The sequence below is a fragment of the Echinicola marina genome (genome assembly GCF_020463795.1).
GTDB classification, from domain to species: domain Bacteria; phylum Bacteroidota; class Bacteroidia; order Cytophagales; family Cyclobacteriaceae; genus Echinicola; species Echinicola marina.
Genome location: NZ_CP080025.1, coordinates 1,644,720 through 1,665,140 on the forward strand (window position 1 = coordinate 1,644,720; position 20,421 = coordinate 1,665,140).

At 40.9% G+C, this 20,421-nt stretch carries 18 protein-coding genes; 11 read left to right on the top strand and 7 right to left on the bottom strand.

Translation table 11 applies throughout. The annotated features are described in order from the left end of the window. Positions 1-17 precede the first annotated feature (17 nt). The 3 genes from KZP23_RS06965 to KZP23_RS06975 all read left to right on the top strand — a co-directional run bounded on the left by KZP23_RS06965 (position 18) and on the right by KZP23_RS06975 (position 2,913). Positions 18-497: an ATP synthase subunit B family protein gene (locus KZP23_RS06965; RefSeq protein ID WP_226335373.1), complete on the top strand. Its 480-nt coding sequence runs from the start codon at positions 18-20 to the stop codon at positions 495-497. A 255-nt stretch (positions 498-752) separates the two neighbouring features. Next, positions 753-2,153, top strand: a complete 1,401-nt coding sequence (gene fumC / locus KZP23_RS06970; RefSeq protein WP_226335374.1) for a class II fumarate hydratase — start codon at positions 753-755, stop codon at positions 2,151-2,153. Positions 2,154-2,322: 169 nt separating this feature from the next. Next, positions 2,323-2,913 (top strand): SPOR domain-containing protein, encoded by a 591-nt coding sequence (locus tag KZP23_RS06975; protein ID WP_226335375.1) that lies wholly within the window; start codon positions 2,323-2,325, stop codon positions 2,911-2,913. Positions 2,914-2,918: 5 nt separating this feature from the next. Here the strand turns inward: KZP23_RS06975 and KZP23_RS06980 are convergent, their stop codons facing one another. Beyond that, positions 2,919-3,509 carry a peptidylprolyl isomerase gene (locus tag KZP23_RS06980; protein ID WP_226335376.1) on the bottom strand — a complete coding sequence of 197 codons (591 nt, stop codon included), beginning with the start codon at positions 3,507-3,509 and terminating at the stop codon, positions 2,919-2,921. Between the two features lie 10 nt (positions 3,510-3,519). Then, a complete protein-coding gene (locus tag KZP23_RS06985) occupies positions 3,520-3,993 on the bottom strand; it encodes a YcxB family protein (protein WP_226335377.1) in 474 nt (157 codons plus the stop codon). 244 nt (positions 3,994-4,237) lie between these two features. On the opposite strand from KZP23_RS06985, the gene KZP23_RS06990 reads away from it, so the two are divergent. From KZP23_RS06990 to KZP23_RS07000, 3 genes are read left to right on the top strand one after another with little or no spacing between them, the layout of a single operon-like run. Next, the gene (locus KZP23_RS06990) at positions 4,238-6,007 is read left to right on the top strand and encodes a single-stranded-DNA-specific exonuclease RecJ (RefSeq protein WP_226335378.1); all 1,770 of its coding nucleotides are present in this window, start codon (positions 4,238-4,240) and stop codon (positions 6,005-6,007) included. Position 6,008: 1 nt separating this feature from the next. Next, entirely contained in the window at positions 6,009-6,740 is a 732-nt protein-coding gene (gene lptB / locus KZP23_RS06995; RefSeq protein ID WP_226335379.1) for an LPS export ABC transporter ATP-binding protein, read from the top strand. A 4-nt stretch (positions 6,741-6,744) separates the two neighbouring features. Next, positions 6,745-8,265, top strand: a complete 1,521-nt coding sequence (locus KZP23_RS07000) for a GH3 auxin-responsive promoter family protein (RefSeq protein WP_226335380.1) — start codon at positions 6,745-6,747, stop codon at positions 8,263-8,265. 80 nt (positions 8,266-8,345) lie between these two features. Here the strand turns inward: KZP23_RS07000 and KZP23_RS07005 are convergent, their stop codons facing one another. The 5 genes from KZP23_RS07005 to dapF all read right to left on the bottom strand — a co-directional run bounded on the left by KZP23_RS07005 (position 8,346) and on the right by dapF (position 15,181). Next, the gene (locus tag KZP23_RS07005) at positions 8,346-9,116 is read right to left on the bottom strand and encodes a S1/P1 nuclease (protein WP_226335381.1); all 771 of its coding nucleotides are present in this window, start codon (positions 9,114-9,116) and stop codon (positions 8,346-8,348) included. Between the two features lie 53 nt (positions 9,117-9,169). Beyond that, entirely contained in the window at positions 9,170-10,360 is a 1,191-nt protein-coding gene (locus KZP23_RS07010) for a M20 metallopeptidase family protein (protein WP_226335382.1), read from the bottom strand. 2 nt (positions 10,361-10,362) lie between these two features. Then, the gene (locus KZP23_RS07015) at positions 10,363-10,914 is read right to left on the bottom strand and encodes a hypothetical protein (protein WP_226335383.1); all 552 of its coding nucleotides are present in this window, start codon (positions 10,912-10,914) and stop codon (positions 10,363-10,365) included. A gap of 7 nt (positions 10,915-10,921) precedes the next feature. Then, positions 10,922-14,305, bottom strand: coding sequence for a preprotein translocase subunit SecA (secA, locus tag KZP23_RS07020; RefSeq protein WP_226335384.1), 3,384 nt, complete (start codon positions 14,303-14,305; stop codon positions 10,922-10,924). Between the two features lie 102 nt (positions 14,306-14,407). Beyond that, on the bottom strand, positions 14,408-15,181 hold the full coding sequence (dapF, locus tag KZP23_RS07025) for a diaminopimelate epimerase (RefSeq protein ID WP_226335385.1): 774 nt from the start codon (positions 15,179-15,181) through the stop codon (positions 14,408-14,410). A gap of 223 nt (positions 15,182-15,404) precedes the next feature. Here dapF and KZP23_RS07030 point away from each other — a divergent pair, with 223 nt between their 5' ends. The 5 genes from KZP23_RS07030 to KZP23_RS07050 all read left to right on the top strand — a co-directional run bounded on the left by KZP23_RS07030 (position 15,405) and on the right by KZP23_RS07050 (position 20,048). Beyond that, on the top strand, positions 15,405-16,172 hold the full coding sequence (locus KZP23_RS07030) for a superoxide dismutase (RefSeq protein WP_226335386.1): 768 nt from the start codon (positions 15,405-15,407) through the stop codon (positions 16,170-16,172). Positions 16,173-16,340: 168 nt separating this feature from the next. Next, positions 16,341-17,075: a hypothetical protein gene (locus KZP23_RS07035; protein WP_226335387.1), complete on the top strand. Its 735-nt coding sequence runs from the start codon at positions 16,341-16,343 to the stop codon at positions 17,073-17,075. A 330-nt stretch (positions 17,076-17,405) separates the two neighbouring features. Continuing rightward, complete coding sequence (locus KZP23_RS07040) at positions 17,406-18,176, top strand: hypothetical protein (RefSeq protein ID WP_226335388.1); 771 nt, start codon at positions 17,406-17,408, stop codon at positions 18,174-18,176. Between the two features lie 114 nt (positions 18,177-18,290). Further along, positions 18,291-18,758 (top strand): nucleoside triphosphate pyrophosphohydrolase family protein, encoded by a 468-nt coding sequence (locus tag KZP23_RS07045; RefSeq protein WP_226335389.1) that lies wholly within the window; start codon positions 18,291-18,293, stop codon positions 18,756-18,758. Between the two features lie 165 nt (positions 18,759-18,923). Next, positions 18,924-20,048 carry a P1 family peptidase gene (locus KZP23_RS07050; RefSeq protein WP_394370969.1) on the top strand — a complete coding sequence of 375 codons (1,125 nt, stop codon included), beginning with the start codon at positions 18,924-18,926 and terminating at the stop codon, positions 20,046-20,048. Positions 20,049-20,421: the final 373 nt, after the last annotated feature.

Genomic DNA, 20,421 nt, shown 5'->3' on the forward strand with positions numbered 1-20,421 from the left:
AATAAATGTTCCAGTACTTGCCCCGCCATACAGAAGTGTTGGTTTCCTCCCTAACTTGTGAGGAAGTCATCACTCGTTTACATACTGTAACCCAAGAAGTAGATTATCTTTCCCAAACATCATTAGAGTCTATTGATGGGCAAATTTTTAATGGTAGCATTAAGGAAGATTCTTTCAGGCTTTCCAAGGTACTGACCAAGGCGGATAGCTTTATTCCTTTAATCAAAGGGAAAATAGAGCCTACCGGTTCAGGTTGTATTATATTTTTGGATTTTAGCCTATTTCCAGGCTCTGCATTTTTTATCATATTTTGGTCGGTGATCACCTTGGCCATGGGGATCTTTTTTGTATTTGCAGCCGATAGGCCTTTATTGGCCATACTGAGTTTGGCTGTAGGTTTGGGGAATATCCTTTTTGCCTGGTCATATTTTAAGCGCAAGGTAAAAGAGTCCCAGAAAATTTTTCACGAAATGCTGAGTTTGCAAAAAAACAGTTGATTTTAAAGGACAAAATTACCCTTCATTTATGGTTTTTGAGCCTCAGGTAGTAATTTAGGGGCACCGTAAACAGGCCGCTGCTTGAAATGTAACTTGCTGCTCAGTTTTAGGATTTTTGATTAGAATCAATGCTTACTAAATCCCTGAAACTGGAGATGATAAAAGCTTAATCAGAACGATGATTTTGGAATTTGAGGTTCTCCCGAAACTAGTTTGGGACAGACTTTATGATTGTTAAAAACAAATTATTAACTCATGAAATATAGAATAGAAAAAGACACCATGGGTCCGGTGGAAGTCCCTGCGGACAAATACTGGGGAGCGCAGACCCAAAGATCCATCAATAACTTTAAAATTGGTGGTGAGCGTAACCGAATGCCTTTAGAAATTACCCATGCCTTTGCCATCCTTAAGAAGTCAGCAGCCCTGACCAATGCTGATTTGGGTGTTTTGGCTCCAGAAAAGGCAGACATTATCGCCAAGGTTTGTGATGAGATTTTGGAAGGTAAGCTGGATGATCAGTTTCCATTGGTAATCTGGCAAACGGGCTCTGGTACCCAATCCAATATGAATGCCAATGAGGTGATTGCCTACAGAGGCCATGTTTTGCAAGGAGGTACCCTGGAGGATGAGAAAAAGACCATCCACCCAAATGATGACGTGAACAAGTCACAGTCTTCCAATGACACCTTCCCAACAGCCATGCACATTGCGGCCTATAAAATGGTGGTAGAGACAACCATTCCTGGTGTTGAGAAGTTAAGGGACACCCTTAAAAGCAAGTCTGAGCAATTTATGGATGTGGTAAAAATCGGCCGTACGCACTTTATGGATGCGACTCCATTGACCTTGGGACAGGAATTCTCCGGATATGTTGCCCAGTTGGATCATGGTGTAAGGGCCTTGAAAAACACATTGGCCCACCTTTCCGAATTAGCCCTTGGTGGAACTGCAGTAGGAACTGGCTTGAATACGCCAAAAGGCTATGCTGAGTTGGTAGCCAAGAAAATAGCAGAATTCTCTGGCCAGCCATTTATCACCGCACCCAACAAATTTGAATCCCTAGCGGCACATGATGCCATCGTGGAAACGCACGGTGCTTTGAAGCAATTGGCAGTAAGCTTGATGAAGATTGCCAATGATATCAGAATGTTATCATCAGGTCCTAGATCTGGAATTGGGGAAATCCTCATTCCTGAGAATGAACCAGGTTCTTCTATCATGCCAGGAAAAGTTAACCCTACCCAAGCTGAGGCGATGACCATGGTTTGTGCTCAAGTAATTGGAAATGATACAGCTGTATCTGTGGGAGGCTCTAATGGACATTTTGAGCTTAACGTGTTCAAGCCAATGATGATCCATAACCTTTTGACTTCAGCAAGATTGCTAGGTGATGCTTGTGTTTCTTTCCATGATAACTGTGTGATTGGTATTGAGCCTAACAGGCCATTTATCAAGAAACACTTAGAAAACTCCCTGATGTTGGTAACTGCCTTGAATACACATATTGGTTATGAAAATGCGGCGGCCATTGCCAAGAAAGCGCATAAGGAAGGTACTAGCTTAAGAGAAGCTGCTCTGGCTTTGGGCTTATTGACCAACGAACAGTTTGATGAGTGGGTGAAACCTGAAGATATGATCGGGAGTTTGAAGTAATTAGTTTTTGATTAATCTTCAAAGACCGATATTTTAACTTTATTTTATCCAAATTTTAAAAGGGGAAGTATATTTCGTATTTTACATGAAATATGCTTCTTCTTTTTTTGTTTAAACTAAATTATTATTGGAGGATATGGTTTCGAAATACCTTTTAGGATCATGCTTAATGGTGACGCTTTTGGTGTCAAATATTACAAATGCTTTGGCTCAATTATCGAAAGATGAGAAAAAAGCATTGAAGAAAGAATTGAAACGCATGACCCCGGAGCAGCTTCGACAGATGCAGGAAATGCAGCAGGAGCAAAAGGTAAATATCCTAGAGCTGGAAAAGGAAAATGAAAGCCTCAAAAAAGACTTGGCAAGCAAGTCCCAAGACCTTTCTATTCTTCAGAAACGGCATGAAGAGCTGGAAGAAAAGTATACCAGTGCCATGATGGAAGATGCCCATGAAGAACTGCATGGAGCACCGGAAAAGCTGGAAGGTGAATGGAGTAAGGGGGTGGTTTTTCGGGTGCAAATTGGGGCCTTGACCGAGCAGGAGTATGATAAAGAAATTCCCTCAAATTTCACTATGGATGTGGAAGAAAAAGGGGATTTGAAACGCATGCTCCTGGGTTATTATAGAGACTACGATGAAGCCAATACTTTTAAGAAGCTGATGCGCAAACTTGGGATCAGTACGGCATGGATAGTGCCCTATAAGGACGGTGAAAGGGTTCCCTTAAAAGAAGTCCTGGATAAGGTGGTGAATAAGTGATCGTTCTAATTTAATTCAAATTCATAACCATTTTTCTCTAGCTCTTCAGCAGTCATTTGGATGACATTGACCTCCATATTTACATCCTCAAAAGGTGTATCGGTGGAATCTGTTTTAACCGTGGCAATGGCATCCAATACATCTAGTCCCTTAAATACTTGCCCAAAAACAGTATAATTCCCGTCCAGCCTTTCAATACCATCTTTGTCATGGACAATATAAATCTGGCAACCTGCAGATAGTTTTTCCGGATTATCATCCCTGCCTGCACCTACCGCACCATATACATGTTTAATGCCATCGACAAATTCCGGCTCTAGCAGATAAGGAGAATCCCCAAAACCTTCTGGAGTGTCAGGACAACCTCCCTGAATTACAAATCCCTCTATTACCCTATTGAAAGTTAAGGAATCCCAATAGTGTGCATTGGCTAGTTCTATAAAGCTTTCTTTATGGATCGGGGTTTCCTCATAAAGCCAGAATAACATTTCTCCTTTGGGTGTTATCACCTGACCGATAGGGTAAGTCTGAGAAGATTTTGAGCTACAGGAAAGCATCAACAGTGAAAGGCATAAAAGGGTGAAGGTGTTTCTCATTAGTTTTGATTTATGGTTTGGTGAATTTTTCAGTTGTTAATAATTCGAATTTTTCAAAGTCTTCAATAGAGTTAAAAGAATCCTTTTTCAAAAATAGAAACTGGTTGCTTGAAATATAAAGTAACCAATAATTGGGACGTTTTTTGATTTCCAAGATTTGATCCCAAGGAACCTCACTATAATTTCCATTGGACATAGACAAACTGATCTTTTCCTCTGAAAATGTCATGCTCATTTCATTAAATAGGCTGGCATTTTTCGAAGATTTTACCCAATAGAATAAATGAAGAAAGATTAGCGGAGGAAAGGTCAATCCAAAAATTACTAGGGCAGAAGAGAATTTATCATCTCCAAAGCTGTTAAGGTTTGAAAGCCCTATAATAAAGGAAATCAGATAAAGCCACCAGAATTTTTTGAGCCGGTTAGTAGCGATTATTTCAAAAAATTCCCTTTCTGAAAGGGAAAAGTTTTTCGTTTTGATCATATCATAGCAATTAAGGGGTAAAAAATGGTAGCTTAAACTTAACAAAAATAGTTTTATCCCAGCGGTTCGTTTGGTGTAATTTGTACTGAGCTAAAATATGATTGTATTATTTAGAAGTAATATCCATTAAATTGTGAGCTCAATGGCTTAGACACAGGGACTTAGTGTGTGTAAAGGTTTTTGTAGGGAAATAATTGCAGATTTTTTTAATAAAGAAGCAGTTTAGTTTAGTAATTTAGGCGACATGGAGTTTAGGTGGGAAATAAAAAGTAAAGCAGATCAAGAAACCGTTCAATCCCTTAGCAGTGAAATCAATGTCAATCCGACATTGGCCAATCTTCTGGTCAATCGTGGAGTAGTTGATTTTCAGGAAGCTAAAGATTTTTTTAGGCCGGATTTGGACAAGATCCACTCTCCATTTCTGATGAAGGACATGGGCAAGGCAGTGGAGAGAATGGTGGAAGCAGTGAATAAGGAGGAAAAAATCCTGGTCTATGGGGATTATGATGTGGATGGGACCACTGCAGTGGCACTGTTTTATGGTTTTCTTAAGGAATTTTATTCACATGTAGATTTCTATATTCCGGATAGGTATCAAGAAGGTTATGGAGTTTCTGAGAGAGGGATTCGTTTTGCTGCAGAAAATGATTTTAAACTTATCGTATCCCTGGACTGTGGAATCAAAGCTATTGAGAAAGTAGCTTTGGCCAATAGTCTGGGAATAGATTTTATTATCTGTGATCACCATACACCGGGAGAGGAATTGCCGGCAGCATTGGCCGTCCTGGATCCCAAAAGAGCCGATTGTGAATATCCTTATAAGGAATTAAGTGGGTGTGGAGTGGGATTTAAATTGATCCAGGCTTTTACTGAGCGGACAGGGAAAAACGCCAGTCACCTTTTTGGCCTTTTGGATTTGGTAGCGGTAAGTATTGCTGCGGATATTGTGCCCATTTCAGGTGAAAACCGGATTTTGGCCCATTATGGATTGGAAAGGTTAAATAATAACCCTCGTCCAGGTCTAATGGCTTTGATACTGGCAGGAAAAGGGCAGCGTAGTCTGAAAGAACTGCAGGAAAATAGACAGTTGCTGCACCGGGAAATGCTTCAGTTGAAATCTGATAAGGACATAGAAATTTCGGATATCGTATTTAGGATAGGCCCGAGGATCAATGCCTCTGGAAGACTGGAACATGCCAAGGCATCGGTGGAATTGCTCAACTCCAAGGATATCCATGATGCCCTTGAACGCGCTGAAATGGTGGAAGATGTCAATGCCGCCAGAAAGAACTTTGATGAAAACATCACCAAAGAGGCCATTCAGATGATTGAAGATAGGGAGCAGATAAAGCCCTATAAAAGCACTGTACTCTATAAAGAGGATTGGCATAAGGGAGTGATAGGAATCGTAGCTTCCAGGTGTATTGAACAATACTACAGACCAACCATCATATTGACCGAATCCAATAATAAGGCCACTGGTAGTGCACGCTCGGTATTTGATTTTAATATTTATGAAGCTATTAGTGAGTGTAGTGATTTATTAGAGCAATTTGGAGGCCATAAATATGCGGCAGGTTTGACCATGGAGTTGGATAATGTGCCTGCGTTTCAGGAGAAATTTGAGGAGGTGGTCAGTAGAAGAATTTCTGATATTCATACCAAGCCGGTTTTGGAGGTGGATGATGAGCTTGAACTGGACCAAGTCAATTATAAATTTTACAATATATTGCGTCAAATGGCGCCTTTTGGGCCTGGAAATCCTGAGCCGGTTTTTTGTGCCAACCAAGTGTATGCACAGAATATAAAGGTGCTGAAGGACAAACATTTAAAATTTGAAATTGTACAAGATGGACAAGTCACTACGCCTGTTTGTATTGCCTTTGGCTTTGCCACCTATTATGAAATGCTCAGAAGTAAAATGCGTTTCAATATAGCATTTGAAGTAAGGGAAAATACTTTTAGGAATACCAGTAGTTTGCAGCTGTACGTTAAGGACATAAAATTCGATTGAAATGAAACTAAAAGGTGACAACCTGATCAAGATCTATAAAGGCCGCAAGGTGGTGAACAATATTTCCGTGGAAGTAGAACAAGGGGAAATTGTTGGGTTGTTGGGGCCAAATGGTGCTGGAAAAACCACCTCATTTTATATGATTGTGGGACTTATCAAGCCTAATAGTGGGAAAGTCTTTTTAGATCAAGAGGAAATTACTCCCTTACCCATGTACCGCCGTGCGAAGAGGGGCATAGGTTACCTTGCCCAAGAAGCATCGGTTTTTAGAAAATTATCCGTTGAGGAAAATATCATGGCGGTGCTGGAAATGACTGATCTCCCCAAAGCAGCCCAAAAGGAGAAGATGGAGGAATTATTGGAGGAGTTCAGCCTTACGCATGTCCGTAAAAATCTGGGGATGGTGCTTTCTGGAGGAGAGCGAAGAAGAACGGAAATTGCTAGGGCTTTGGCTGTGGATCCTAATTTCGTGTTGTTGGATGAACCTTTTGCGGGCGTGGATCCCATTGCTGTGGAAGAAATTCAAACCATTGTTGCCAAGTTGAAAAATAAAAACATCGGGATTTTGATCACCGATCATAATGTGAATGAAACATTATCCATTACGGATCGGGCATACCTCATGTTTGAAGGGAAGTTGCTTAAAGCGGGTACTGCAGAAGAGCTAGCCGCTGATGAACAGGTTCGAAAAGTATACCTCGGTAAGAATTTTGAGCTAAAACGTAAGATTTGATTTTATGGACGTACTGAATACTTTTATGACCTGGATCTTCAAGATCCGTATAGGTCAGATTGATAACTTCAAAGAAAATCCCATTGAAGTTCAACAGGATATATTTTTCGATCTTATTAAAACAGCAAGAAAAACCCAGTTTGGAAAGAAATATGGGTTTTCGGATATCAAATCACATAGGGATTTTGCCAATAATGTCCCTGTTCATAATTATGAGCAAATGCAGCCTTATATTGAGCAGACAATGCGGGGCGAACAAAATGTCATTTGGCCAACAGAGATCACCTGGTTTTCCAAGTCATCCGGGACTACAGGGAGTAGAAGTAAGTTTATCCCGGTTTCACAGGAATCTTTAGAGGACTGCCACTTTAAGGGAGGTAAGGATATGCTTTCATTGTATGTGAATAATTATCCTGAGAGCAAACTTTTTTCCGGCAAGAGCTTAGCCATAGGGGGCAGCCACCAGGTGAATAGCTTTGATGCAAATAAAAATAGCCATTATGGGGACATCTCCGCGGTTATTATGAGAAACCTGCCTGTTTGGGCCCAGCTGGCAAGGACACCAAGTCTGGAAACCGCCCTGATGAGTGAATGGGAAGAGAAAATAGAACGGATGGCTTATGAGACCATGAAAGAGAACGTGGTCAGTATTTCTGGAGTGCCAACTTGGACCATTGTGCTCTTAGAGAGAATAATGGAAATTACAGGTTCAAAAAATATTCTGGAGGTGTGGCCAAATTTGGAAGTGTTTTTTCATGGAGCGGTTGCTTTTGGACCTTACAGAAGGTTGTTCCAAGAACTTATTCCATCCAATGGGATGCGCTATATGGAAACTTACAATGCTTCAGAAGGCTTTTTTGGTATCCAAGATCAAAAGAATTCTGATGAATTACTCCTGATGTTGGATTATGGGATTTATTATGAATTCATCCCAATGGAAGAATGGGATGCTGAGAATCCCAAAGTCATTCCCTTAGAAGAAGTAGAGCTTGGGAAAAATTATGCCTTATTGATCAGTACCAATGGAGGACTTTGGCGCTATAAGATTGGAGATACGGTTAAATTTACTTCTACTAGTCCCTACAGGATAAAAATATCGGGCAGGACCAAGCATTTTATCAATGCTTTTGGAGAGGAGGTAATTGTGGAAAATGCTGAAAAGGCCATAGAAGAAGCATGCAAAGCTACAGATGCTACCATTGTAAATTTTACAGCGGCACCGGTATATTTTGAAGGGGCAGGAAGCAAGGGGGCACATGAATGGGTGATCGAATTCAGTAAGATGCCTGATGATGAAGATTTGTTTAAAGAAAAGCTGGATGCTACGCTCAGGGAAATTAATTCCGATTATGATGCCAAGCGGTATAAAGATTTGGCGTTGGACAAACCTAAAATCCACTTTGCCCAACATGGCTTATTTGAAAAATGGATGAAGTCGAGAGGTAAGTTAGGTGGTCAAAACAAGGTGCCCCGACTAGCGAATAATCGGGAGTATATTGATGGGATTTTGAAATTAAAGGATTAATCCAATCTCTTCGGTATAAACATAAAAAAGCCTCCTAATGACTGATAAGAATTAGGAGGCTTTTAGCTTTTTTGAATAAATTATCCGTAAATATCATTTAGGATTCCAGCCAGGCGGATTCCGCCCGTCAAGAGTTGATTTTCTATGATAGGAAAGTATTTATAATCGTATTCATAGGACAGTTTCTTATTCTCGGGAAGATCATAAACATATTTCCTAAGTGAAACGGCTTCCTTCAGCCAGTCTTCAATGGGATCAGCTTGGAGCTTTTTGATTTTATCTTTATTTGCCCTGTTGTTCAGATGCTGGGCCAATTCTGTATAGCTCAAGTGCTGCCTTTCTATCATTTTTGTATCCCACACCGTATGAAGGTTGGTCTTTTGGTTGAAATAATAAACATCCAGCTTATTGCCACCCATGTCTTCTCCAGTTCCCACATGCAGTGGTTGGTGCAGGTCACCTACAATATGAATTAGCATTTTCAGGTTTTCCTGTTTTTTCGAAAGAGACAAGGGCTGGTTTTTCAATTCATCGATCAGCCTTAGCAAGGTTTGATAGGCATCTCCGCGATCATCCTGAATTTCCGGTTCATATCCTTTTCCTTCATGTATGGTAAGGAAATGCCATGAATAGGCATAATCATAAGCCCTGTCTGAGCGGATTTGGTCCATCCAATTGGCCATCATAGGAATGGATTCATTTTGCAAAATCTCAGCAATATTCCTTTTAGCCTTTTTGCTCAGGTGCCAAGCGGCTATTTGGCCGACCACCCTGTGGCCATTTTGTCCCCATCCAAAGGACTGGAAAATAATTACCGTACTCAAAAAAAGTGCTGCAATACTCTTCTTCATATTAGTAATCTGTTTAAAAATAAATTGCCTGCAGGTATAGTCAAAAGACTTGACTAGCCTTTGGCGAGTTCATTGATAGCTATCCAAGCCATTAATCCCGCTCCTACTTCTAGGGCACTTTCATCTATATCAAAGGTAGGTGTGTGCACCCCGCTTGTGATTCCTTTTTCTTCATTTCTAATACCAAGCCGGTAAAAACAACCATCCATTTCTTGAGTGTAATAGGAAAAATCTTCCGCAGCCATCCATATATCCAGGTCTTCTACATTCTCTTCCCCTAGGTATTCTTGAGCAGCTTTATGTGCCCTATCTGTGAGCTCAGGTGCATTTTTTAGGAAAGGATACCCCTTACGTACTTCAAAGTCTACGGATCCTCCCATGCCTTCAGCCAGTCCTTCCGCGATTTTCACCATTTTTTTGTGTGCCTCTGCCCTCCATTCTTCATTTAAGGTTCTGAATGTACCTTGGATCTTTACTTCATTAGGGATGATATTGGTGGCCCCAAGTGCCTCAATATGCCCAAAGGAAAGCACCGTAGGAATCTTTGGATTGGCATTACGGCTGACTACCTGCTGTAATGCTACGATGATATGAGAAGCAATAAGTATAGGGTCTACCAAAGTTTCTGGCATGGCACCATGACCGCCTTTCCCCTTTACAGTGAGGTAAAGTTCATCGGCACTGGCCATGTACATTCCTTTACGGAAGCCTACTTTCCCCGCATCGATCAATGGCATCACATGCTGGCCTACAATAGCCTCCGGCTTTGGATTCTCTAGGGCTTTGTCCTTGATCATCAAAGAAGCGCCCCCTGGGATTTTTTCTTCTCCAGGTTGGAAAATCAATTTGATGGTGCCTTCAAACTCATCTTTTAGCCCATTAAGAATTTTGGCTGCTCCCAATAAGGAAGCGGTGTGGACATCATGCCCACAGGCATGCATCACTCCTTGATTAGTAGACTTATAAGGTACATCATTCTGTTCTACTATGGGGAGTGCATCCATGTCTGCCCTTAAGGCGATGATCTTTTTAGAAGGGTTTTTACCTTCAATAAGTGCTACCAGTCCTGTATCGGCCTTTTTTTCAATAGATGTAATCCCCATTTCTTTCAATTGAGCGGCTACAAAAGCACTGGTTTTGTATTCCTCAAAAGAAAGCTCGGGATGGGCGTGAATATGTCTTCTGTTTTGGGTGATCTGGTCAAGGTATTCCCCTGCCAGGGCCTTCACTTTATCTTTTAGCATGCTTAAATATCTTCTCCTTCTATAATTTCTTCTTCTTCCTCTGGTGCTTTACCGAATCGTTGTCTAATGATTCTGGCTGAAGGGAAGTCTTTTTTAATCGTGTGAAACAAAGACTGAGCTTCTATTCTATAAATATATTGTCCCACTTTTACCAAGTATCTCGGCTGTTCATATTCCATTTCAGCTTTGATTTCACTGGGTAGGGTATTGTAAAGATCATTTCTTACGCTGAAAGCCTGGTCCCTGTCAATACCACTATACACTAAAATGGTGAAGCCATTATAGGTTCCTCTTTCCTCATTTTCAATAGAAAAACTGTTTAGTGCTTGTTTGAGGTCAGCGTCCACAGGTTCGCCCGCCTCAGCACTGACAGGACCGTTATTTTCTGGCACTATACTGCTTTCCTGCGGTAGGTCAGGGTATGTGATTCGGCTATGACTGAGGTCTTCCTGGTAGTTGTTATAGGCAGCTGCAGATCTACTGATCTTACTGCCTCCCGCACAGCCTGCAAGGAAAACTATTGAAATCAAAAGGGAAAAAGCTTGCTTTGTCATGATGTTTTTAATCTTCTATAACAATACACTTGCCAGAAATGATGTCTTGTTCAACACTTTTGTATTTAACGTCCTTTTTGACATTTCCATCAGGATATTGGACAGAGACACGATCATTTCTACCATAGGCTTTTTCTGATTTCCTTGGGGCAACAGCTTGTCTTTGAGCGCCGCGGTTGGCTGCTACGGCTGCAGCAGCTGCCCTGTTGGCATGTGGATTCAAAGAACTGCTGGCATCCTCTTTAGAAGCCTGTACCGCTGGTTCTGGTTGACGCTGAGCTTGGGCAGCTTTCACTTGGTCAGGATTTTGCTGTGGCAATTCTGCCTTGGCCAAGAAAGAAATGATATCTTCATTCAATTTGCCTACAAAACGTTTGAACATCTCGAATGCTTCGAATTTGTAGATCAATAATGGATCTTTTTGTTCGTAAACAGCATTTTGTACAGATTGCTTAAGGTCGTCCATGTCCCTTAAGTGTTCTTTCCAGTTTTGGTCGATAATGGCCAAGGTTACATTTTTCTCCAAGGCCCTGATCAAATCCCTACCTTCATTAGCAAGGGTAGATTCCAAATTGATCACCACACCAATTTGCTTGATGCCATCAGTAATTGGCACCATGATTTCCTTCACGGTTGCCCCTCTATTCTCATAGACATCCTTCAGTACTGGCATGGCACGTTCAAGGACCCTTTGGTTTTTGGTCACATAGTTCTGGTAAGAAGCATCAAAGAGTTCTTGTGTCAGAACAGCTAGATCTTTGGATTTAATATCCTCTTCACTGAATTTATGATCTATGCCCAGAGAGCTATAGATATTCATTCTTAGGTTTTCGATATCCTCAGTAGACTTGGCCATTTCGATGATTCCCTCGCAGACATCATACATGATATTCAAGATATCCAGCTCAAGTCTCTCGCCCATCAAGGCGTTTTTCCTACGTTTGTAAACGACCTCTCTCTGGGAGTTCATCACATCATCGTACTCCAGCAATCGCTTACGCACACCAAAGTTGTTTTCTTCTACTTTTCTTTGGGCACGTTCGATGGACTTGGAAATCATGGAATGCTGGATCACCTCACCTTCTTCAAGGCCCATGCGATCCATCAGCTTGGCAATACGCTCAGAGCCAAATAGACGCATCAAGTTATCTTCTAGGGAAACAAAGAATTGGGAAGAACCCACATCCCCTTGACGACCTGCACGACCTCTCAACTGTCTGTCGACCCTTCTGGATTCGTGACGCTCTGTACCGATGATGGCCAAACCTCCGGCTTTCTTGGACTCTGGTGTCAATTTAATATCGGTACCACGACCCGCCATGTTGGTGGCAATGGTGACTGTTCCTGGCTTACCTGCTTCCGCAACTACTTCCGCTTCCTTGGCGTGTTGCTTGGCATTCAATACCTGATGCTTGATCTTTTTCAAAGTCAGCATTCTGCTGAGTACTTCGGAAATTTCAACCGAAGTGGTACCCACTAGCACTGGCCTTCCTGCATCAGTCAGTTCATTGATTTCATCCACGACTGCATTGAACTTCTCACGGACAGTTTTGTAGACTTTGTCATCCCTGTCATCCCGCTGTATAGGTTTATTGGTAGGGATAACGACTACGTCCAGTTTATAGATTTCCCAGAATTCACCAGCTTCTGTCTCCGCTGTACCGGTCATACCGGACAACTTATGGTACATTCTGAAATAGTTCTGCAAGGTAATGGTGGCATAGGTCTGTGTAGCATCTTCTACTTTCACATTTTCCTTTGCTTCTATGGCTTGGTGAAGTCCATCAGAATATCTTCTGCCTTCCATCACACGACCCGTTTGTTCATCGACGATTTTTACCTTACCGTCTACCAAGATATACTCGGTGTCCTTTTCGAACATACAGTAAGCCTTCAATAGTTGGTTTACTGTGTGGATCCTTTGGGCCTTTACACCATAATCCTTGATGATTTCTTCCTTGCGGATCAACTTCTCTTTGTCATCCAAGCTTTCATCCTTTTCCATTTCGGCAATTTCAGTACCAATGTCCGGAAGGATAAAGAAGTTGGTATCTTCATTTTTCTTGGTGATTACCTCGATCCCATTATCGGTTAGGTCCACAGTATTGGACTTTTCTTCAATGGTAAATAAAAGCGGTTCGTCCGCCTCTGGCATCATCCTTTTATTATCCTGAAGGTAGTAATTTTCTGTTTTTTGAAGGATTACCCTGATTCCTGGCTCAGAAAGGTATTTGATCAAAGGCTTGTACTTAGGCATACCTCGGTAAGCTCTGAACAATGCTAGCCCTCCTTCTTTTTGGTTGCCTGCAGCGATCAGTTTCTTGCCTTCAGTAAGGTAACCTTGAATCAGTTTTCTTTGCTCGTCCACTAGGGTCGCAACCCTAGGTTTCATATCATAAAATTCGTGCTCGTCTCCTCTTGGAATTGGTCCTGAGATGATCAATGGCGTTCTGGCATCATCAATCAATACTGAATCGACCTCATCAATCATGGCAAAGTGGTGTCTGCCCTGAACCAGGTCATTGGCTTCCCTGGACATATTGTCCCTTAGGTAGTCAAAGCCGAATTCATTATTGGTACCATAAACGATATCGGAATTATAAGCTTTTCTCCTTCCTGCAGAGTTAGGCTGGTATTTGTCGATACAATCTACAGTAAGGCCATGGAATTCGAATAATGGTGCATTCCACTCACTATCCCTTTTAGCCAAGTAGTCATTGACTGTTACAACGTGTACTCCACGTCCGGCCAAGGCATTAAGATATGAAGGTAGGGTAGATACTAAAGTTTTACCTTCCCCAGTGGCCATTTCCGAGATCTTGCCTTTGTGAAGTACCATACCACCAATCAGCTGTACATCATAGTGAAGCATGTCCCAGGTAATCTCTGTACCAGCAGCCATCCATTTGTTGTGCCAGATGGCTTCATCACCGTTGATTTCTACATTGTCTTTTCTAGCGGCGAGTTCACGGTCATAATCATTGGCCTTAACCACAATTTTACCATTTTCCTTGAACCTTCTAGCGGTTTCCTTAACAACAGCAAAAGCCTTGGGAAGCACTTTTTCTAGTACTACTTCCAAGGCCTCGTTACGATCTTTTTCTATCCCATCAATTTGGTTGAAAAGGGCATCCTTTTCATGAACCTTATCTGGAGCCAAAGCATCAATTTCTGTTTTCAAAGAAGCAATGTTGTCATCGAAGGATTTTAACTCCGAATTGATCACTTCTTTGATCTCGATGGTTTTTGCCCTTAATTCTTCGTCAGTAATGGATGAGAGCTGCTTGAATTCAGCATTGATCTTATCCACTATTGGGAGCAATTCTTTTATATCACGATCTGACTTGGTTCCGAAGATTTTGGCCAGACCTTTAGCAATAGCGTCTAACATATTATATTGAAAATTGTAATAGCGTTTAAAATTACTTTCTTTTTGTTACAATCGGTAGTTTTTACCCGGCAATCAGGGATAAATTTGGATTGCGGTATTGGCTTATATTTTTACCTTTCCGCTGAAGACCTGCTCAGCGGGGCCAATTAATAAAATATCCTTGAAGCTGCCATCGGAGGAAGCCGTAAATTTGACGGCCAGATTGCCTCCCAAGGATTTGATTCGAACATGGTTGAGTTTGTTTTGCTGCCCGTACACCAAAGCACAAGCAGTCACTCCAGTGCCACAGGAAAGGGTTTCATTTTCAACTCCACGTTCATAAGTTCTTACGAAAATTTCATCTTCAGAGATTGGAGAAATAAAATTCACATTAGTACCATCAGGCTGGTAGGTTTTACTGTACCTGATTTCTGCTCCAGAATCCACAACCGGATAGGATGCCACATCGCTTACAAAACGAACATGGTGGGGCGAGCCAGTATTGACAAAATAATCCTGCTCAACTTTTGAGAGCTGATTTACCTCACTCATACCCAATTCTACCAAGCCATCAGCAATTCGTGCTTCATGTGGCCCATCTATGGCAAGGAATTTGGTGTGTTCTTCCACGATGCCCAAGAATTTTGAAAAGGCTACTGCACACCTGGCTCCGTTGCCACACATGCTTTGAGAGCCATCGGAGTTAAAGTATACCATTTCGAAATCAAAGCCTTTTTTGTTTCGGATTAGGATAAGACCATCTGCACCTATTCCGAATTTTCGGTCACAAAGCTGTCTGACCAGCTCAAGGTTTTGGGCATCAAATTGCTCTGATCGATCATCGATCATGACAAAGTCATTACCTGTTCCTTGATATTTATAAAATGATATTTCCATATCCTTGTTTGAAGTATTTTAAAGTAAAATGACGGTTCAAAAACCAATCCATTCTAATATAGAATTACAAACATAACCAACTTGTCATTAATTCGGACGCAATGTCCGAATAATGGTTTTATTTTAAAAGTGAAATACTTAACTTGCTTGGATTCAATAATGGAATTATTGAGAAGAATAACCTAGAGTGTTAATCTATTTTCGAAATAAAATTTTATGTGTAATGAAAAAAGTTTCATTTAATCCTTCTAGAAGGACTTTTATAACACAAAGTACTAAGGCCACTTTGGCAGTGGGCATAGGAAGTAGTGCTATAGGATCTGCTTTCTTAACTGCTTGTGGCGCTGCTAAAGAAGAGGAGGAAGCTGTAAGTTTGAGTACAGGCTTTTCCCAAGCAGGTCTGAATTATGACTATGCAGCATTAGAGCCGAATATCGATGCCATGACCATGGAGATCCATTATACCAAACATGCTGCAGGTTATGCCAGAAAATTAAAGGCTGCCTGCGAAGCTGAAGGTGTGGATATGGAAAAACCATTGGAAGAAGTGTTGATGGGGATTTCTAAATTCAGTACTGCTATGAGAAATAATGGAGGCGGACACTATAATCATGAGCTGTTTTGGAGTATCATGTCTCCAAATGGTGGAGGTAAAGCTTCTGGAGAGTTAGCTACTGCTATTGATGGGACGTTTGGAAGCTTTGATGGTATGGTAGAGGAATTTGAGGCGGCTGCCAAAGGGCGATTTGGTTCTGGATGGGCATGGCTGGTTCTAGATGAAAACAAAAAATTGCAAATTGGTTCTACCCCAAATCAGGATAATCCATTGATGGATGTGTCCGACTTTCAAGGCATTCCATTAATGGGAATAGATGTTTGGGAACATGCCTATTACCTGCATTACCAAAACGAAAGAGGTAAGTATGTGTCAAACTGGTGGAATGTTGTGGATTGGTCAGTTGTGGAAAATCGCTACAATTCTGTCATTTAATACACAGTATAGGAGATTTTTGTAAAGCCGGATAAATTATTTTTATCCGGCTTTTTTCGTTTTTTGCCATTTTTTGAGCTTGCGATAGCCAATAGAAAGGACTTGGTAGGGCTGGTATTGGATTTGTCCTGTATAGAGGGATAGGTATTTACCAATAGATTGGCCAGCATGAAAAAACTTTTGAAAATTTTAAATCAAGGAAACTTGTGTTTGATGCTTGGCCTTGTGATGCTTTCATGTCTCGGATCGGATGAGGATGGGTCAAATGGATATAGTGAATTAAAAATGAACCTTACTGCTACGGCTTCTGAAGATAATATCCATGAGGGCGTGGTGCATGCAGGTGGGATGTTGATAAAGGATTTTGGTCTTGATCTGAGAGATCTCAGCATTGGTTATTTTTCAGAGGCAGGGATTAATGCCGGTTTTGACCGACTGGAGACATTGACTTTTAGTGAGGGTAAGGATGCTTATTCTGGTCCCCATTTTAAATTGGTGGAGGATGGTAACTTACAGTCCAATCTATTGGGGGAAAAAAATGCACCTAATGGTCTTTATCAGGAAGTTACTTTCCAATTGGGAAATTCAACTGGCTCCGGTATTGCTCATTCACTGGACTTGGAGGGGAATTTTGAGGGGAAAACAGTGAAAATATGGACAGAGAATACAGGATGGTTAAAGGCAAGCGCCATCAATGTCAATGCTTATGCTGTTTACACCAATTCGGAATTGACCTTGGTCGTTGATTTTCAGAAATTATTTGAAGGGTTGGATATTAGTCTGGCCCAGGATGGTAACGGTGATGGTAAGATAGAGATAGGTCCAAATAATCTGGATGGTAACCAGTCGCTTCTCTTGATCTTTGAACAAAATTTGCAGGCTGCTTTTCACTTGCAGCAGTGATTTTTCTTTTTGAGTGGTTCTTAATTTTCAAATTTATTTACAAAAATAGGCAGTGATTTTATTTCATATGAGCTGCGAGGTGAATGAAAATGGATCTATCACTTATATACATTGGTTTAGTATTGGTGGAAAGGCTTTTTGTGGACAATATGAAAATTCTTATGATTTGTTTTTACTTTTTGAGATATGATATAGTTTCATATTGTTTGTTTTGAATGATTTTATTGTTCATAATTTCGTCTTATTGACAGAATACGAAATTATATTTACGTTTTTTGGCATTTTGTTTGCCTTGTTATTTGGTGAAGATAAACCAACAGTTTAAACGTTATGAAAAAATCAACTAATAACATTGCGAAATGGATGATGCCCTTGAGTTTGGGCTTAATGATGATGGCCTGTTCTGAAAATGATGAGATGCCAAAGGAAGGTTATAGCCAAGTAACTTTAAAGTCAACAGCACAGGGTGAGTCAGGCAGTTCATCAGAGAATTCCAGAGTGGATGTGGGGGCGATGTCGGTGACATCTTTTCAGGTAGGTACAAAAGACATGGAAATGAAATATGTGTCTCAGGCGGAAATCAATGCAGGGATCAGTATAGGAAATGGGACATTAATGACTAACATAAGTGCTGAACTTGGTTCAGAAGTTTCTCAAGAGAAAAGCCTTTCATTGGTAGCAGATGGAGAAAGCAAGGTAGAAGTGATTGGTGAGGGAGAAACACCCAATGGAAATTATAGCGAAGTGATTTTTAAGCTGTACCAGCATTCTGAAGGAAGTGCTGAAAGCGAAATGGAGAATAAGTCCATGTTGATCATGGGTGAGGTAGAAGGTAAGCCGACCAAGGTTTGGCTTTCAGCCGAAAAGGAACTGAGAGCTGTCGCTGAATCTTCACAAGGTTATAAAGTAGAAGGAAATACAGATATGACCGTTGTCTTTGATATGGAGGCCATGTTTGAGGGAGTGAATATGAGTGCTGCTTTGGATGGTAATTCGGATGGAACAGTGGAGATAGGTCCTGGAAATGTGGATGGAAATAGTGTCTTATATGGTCAGGTAGAAAACAATCTTGAAGGGGCAGTGACGCTAAAGCAACAATAATAAAGGGACTTATTAGCACATGAGATCATTAGGGCCGGAAATTTTTCTGGCCTTTTTTTGTATTTGCTCTCATTTTGATTTTTTTTCGTTGCAAATTATTTAGAGATAAACATTATGAAAGATCCGAAGACTTTAAGTGCCGTAGCTGAATTTCACCAGACCTTTAAACACCCTGTATTGGAGGTGCCGACTTTACCGAATGAACAGCGATCAAAGTTGAGGGTTTCACTCTTGGCTGAGGAGTTAAAAGAGTTGGAAGAAGGAATAAAAAATGAAGATATCGTGGAGGTAGCGGATGCCCTGTGTGACTTACAATATGTATTGGCAGGTGCCGTATTGGAATTTGGACTGACAGATAAGTTCAAAGCGCTATTTGATGAGGTGCAAAGGTCCAATATGAGCAAAGCGTGTAAGTCGGTGGAGGAAGCTGAAGCAACCATGGCCCATTACCGGAGCCAGGGAGTTGATTGCTTTTATGAGCAGGAAGGGGATTTGTACTTAGTTTTCAGAAAAGAAGACCGTAAAACCCTGAAATCTGTGAATTACTCTCCTGCAGACCTAAAGGGAATATTGGGGAAATAAGCAGGTAGTAATTGATGAGGTAAATACAGGAGATAGCACTTTATTACCTTTCCAAAACCACAAGAATGATCGCATTTCTTGTGGTTTTGTGTTTATCGGCTAAATTGCCTAGTAGTAGAATATTGTGGTACTTTAATAATACCGTGAATTTAACGACCCATTGTTATGAAGACTTTTAGAGTAATATTTTGCATGTTGGTTTTAGTTGTTTTTGCCTTTTTGGAGCTTTCTGCCCAAGAGCGCGCCAAAGATCATGGATTTGAATTTGGGGTCATGAAGCGAGGTGAGCTGAACGCTATTACAGATGTAAAAGGAGTATTGGTGGGACATAAAACGCTTATTAGTGGGGATAGTGTGAGAACTGGGGTCACGGCCATCCTTCCACATGGTGGAAATATTTTTCAAGAAAAGGTTCCAGCGGCTGTTTATGTAGGAAATGGTTTTGGGAAATTGGCAGGAAGTACACAAGTGGAGGAGTTGGGAAATATTGAAACCCCTATCGTACTGACCAATACACTTAGTGTAGCAGCTGGTATAGAAGGCTTGATAGATTTTACATTTTCTTTTCCAGAAAATGAGGATGTCCGCTCTGTAAATGCTGTTGTTGGGGAAACCAATGATGGATATTTGAATGATATTCGGGGGAGGCATGTAAAAGCTACAGATGTACTGGAGGCGATAAGCAAAGCCAGTGGAGGTGTTGTGGAGGAGGGCAATGTAGGAGCTGGAACGGGAACAGTGTGCTTTGGTTTCAAGGGGGGAATAGGTACTGCCTCCAGAGAGTTGCCTGCAGAAATGGGAGGATATACTGTGGGGGTATTAGTGCAATCTAATTTTGGTGGTGTCCTTCAGATCGGTGGCTTGCCTGTTGGCAAGGCTTTGGAACAATATGCATTTAAAAACCAACTGGAATCAGCAGATGGTTCCTGTATGATCGTAGTGGCAACAGATGCACCACTGCATGAGAGAAATCTCAAGCGAATTGCAAAGCGGGCCCTTTTGGGTTTGGCTAAAACAGGTGGTATTGCTTCCAATGGTTCTGGAGATTATGTTTTGGCCTTTTCCACAGCCAGAAGTTTGAGGATTCCTTACCAAGCAAAATCAATGGAAAAGCAGGTGATGAAAGTGTTAAGGAATGATGATATGAGCGGTTTGTTTATGGCTACTATAGAGGCTACGGAGGAAGCTATAATCAATTCCCTATTTGCTGCCAAAAGCACAAAAGGATACCAAGGGCATGAGGTTAAGTCTTTACCGGTTAAAAAGGTACTTGAATTAATGAAAGATTGATAGCTGATTTTTATTTGATGCTTCTAGATGTACAATTTTAGATCTTGATCCAGCAAAGACCGCTGTGGTTCTGATGTGATGTAAAAGCTTTGTTGAGGATTATTTTTATTGTCCAATGATCGACATCAAAAATGATTTTTTGTCCTCAGATGTTCCATAGGATATACTGAATACATCCTATTTCTAGTTGGTCATAGAATATTTGAATAGGATTTTAAATCTCTTCAAAATTTTTAACTATTAAATCAGTCAAATATAAGTTGCTATTGGTTGATGGTAGGGATATCTAAGATTGTCTTTTGTGAAAAAATTGTTTTTTATCATTTTGATTTTCAATATTTTCATGAATTGTATTGAAAGCAAAAAACTAATC

Bases quoted from the DNA above. Each gene is read 5' to 3' on its own strand.
- KZP23_RS06990 (WP_226335378.1), top strand. From the start codon at position 4,238: ATGGAGTTTAGGTGGGAAATAAAAAGTAAAGCAGATCAAGAAACCGTT.
- secA (WP_226335384.1), bottom strand. From the start codon at position 14,305: ATGTTAGACGCTATTGCTAAAGGTCTGGCCAAAATCTTCGGAACCAAG.
- KZP23_RS07050 (WP_394370969.1), top strand. From the start codon at position 18,924: ATGAAGACTTTTAGAGTAATATTTTGCATGTTGGTTTTAGTTGTTTTT.
- KZP23_RS06985 (WP_226335377.1), bottom strand. From the start codon at position 3,993: ATGATCAAAACGAAAAACTTTTCCCTTTCAGAAAGGGAATTTTTTGAA.
- KZP23_RS07030 (WP_226335386.1), top strand. From the start codon at position 15,405: ATGAAAAAAGTTTCATTTAATCCTTCTAGAAGGACTTTTATAACACAA.
- KZP23_RS06980 (WP_226335376.1), bottom strand. From the start codon at position 3,509: ATGAGAAACACCTTCACCCTTTTATGCCTTTCACTGTTGATGCTTTCC.
- KZP23_RS07040 (WP_226335388.1), top strand. From the start codon at position 17,406: ATGAAAAAATCAACTAATAACATTGCGAAATGGATGATGCCCTTGAGT.
- lptB (WP_226335379.1), top strand. From the start codon at position 6,009: ATGAAACTAAAAGGTGACAACCTGATCAAGATCTATAAAGGCCGCAAG.
- KZP23_RS07005 (WP_226335381.1), bottom strand. From the start codon at position 9,116: ATGAAGAAGAGTATTGCAGCACTTTTTTTGAGTACGGTAATTATTTTC.
- KZP23_RS07000 (WP_226335380.1), top strand. From the start codon at position 6,745: ATGGACGTACTGAATACTTTTATGACCTGGATCTTCAAGATCCGTATA.
- KZP23_RS07010 (WP_226335382.1), bottom strand. From the start codon at position 10,360: ATGCTAAAAGATAAAGTGAAGGCCCTGGCAGGGGAATACCTTGACCAG.
- KZP23_RS06975 (WP_226335375.1), top strand. From the start codon at position 2,323: ATGGTGACGCTTTTGGTGTCAAATATTACAAATGCTTTGGCTCAATTA.
- fumC (WP_226335374.1), top strand. From the start codon at position 753: ATGAAATATAGAATAGAAAAAGACACCATGGGTCCGGTGGAAGTCCCT.
- KZP23_RS07045 (WP_226335389.1), top strand. From the start codon at position 18,291: ATGAAAGATCCGAAGACTTTAAGTGCCGTAGCTGAATTTCACCAGACC.
- dapF (WP_226335385.1), bottom strand. From the start codon at position 15,181: ATGGAAATATCATTTTATAAATATCAAGGAACAGGTAATGACTTTGTC.
- KZP23_RS07035 (WP_226335387.1), top strand. From the start codon at position 16,341: ATGAAAAAACTTTTGAAAATTTTAAATCAAGGAAACTTGTGTTTGATG.
- KZP23_RS07015 (WP_226335383.1), bottom strand. From the start codon at position 10,914: ATGACAAAGCAAGCTTTTTCCCTTTTGATTTCAATAGTTTTCCTTGCA.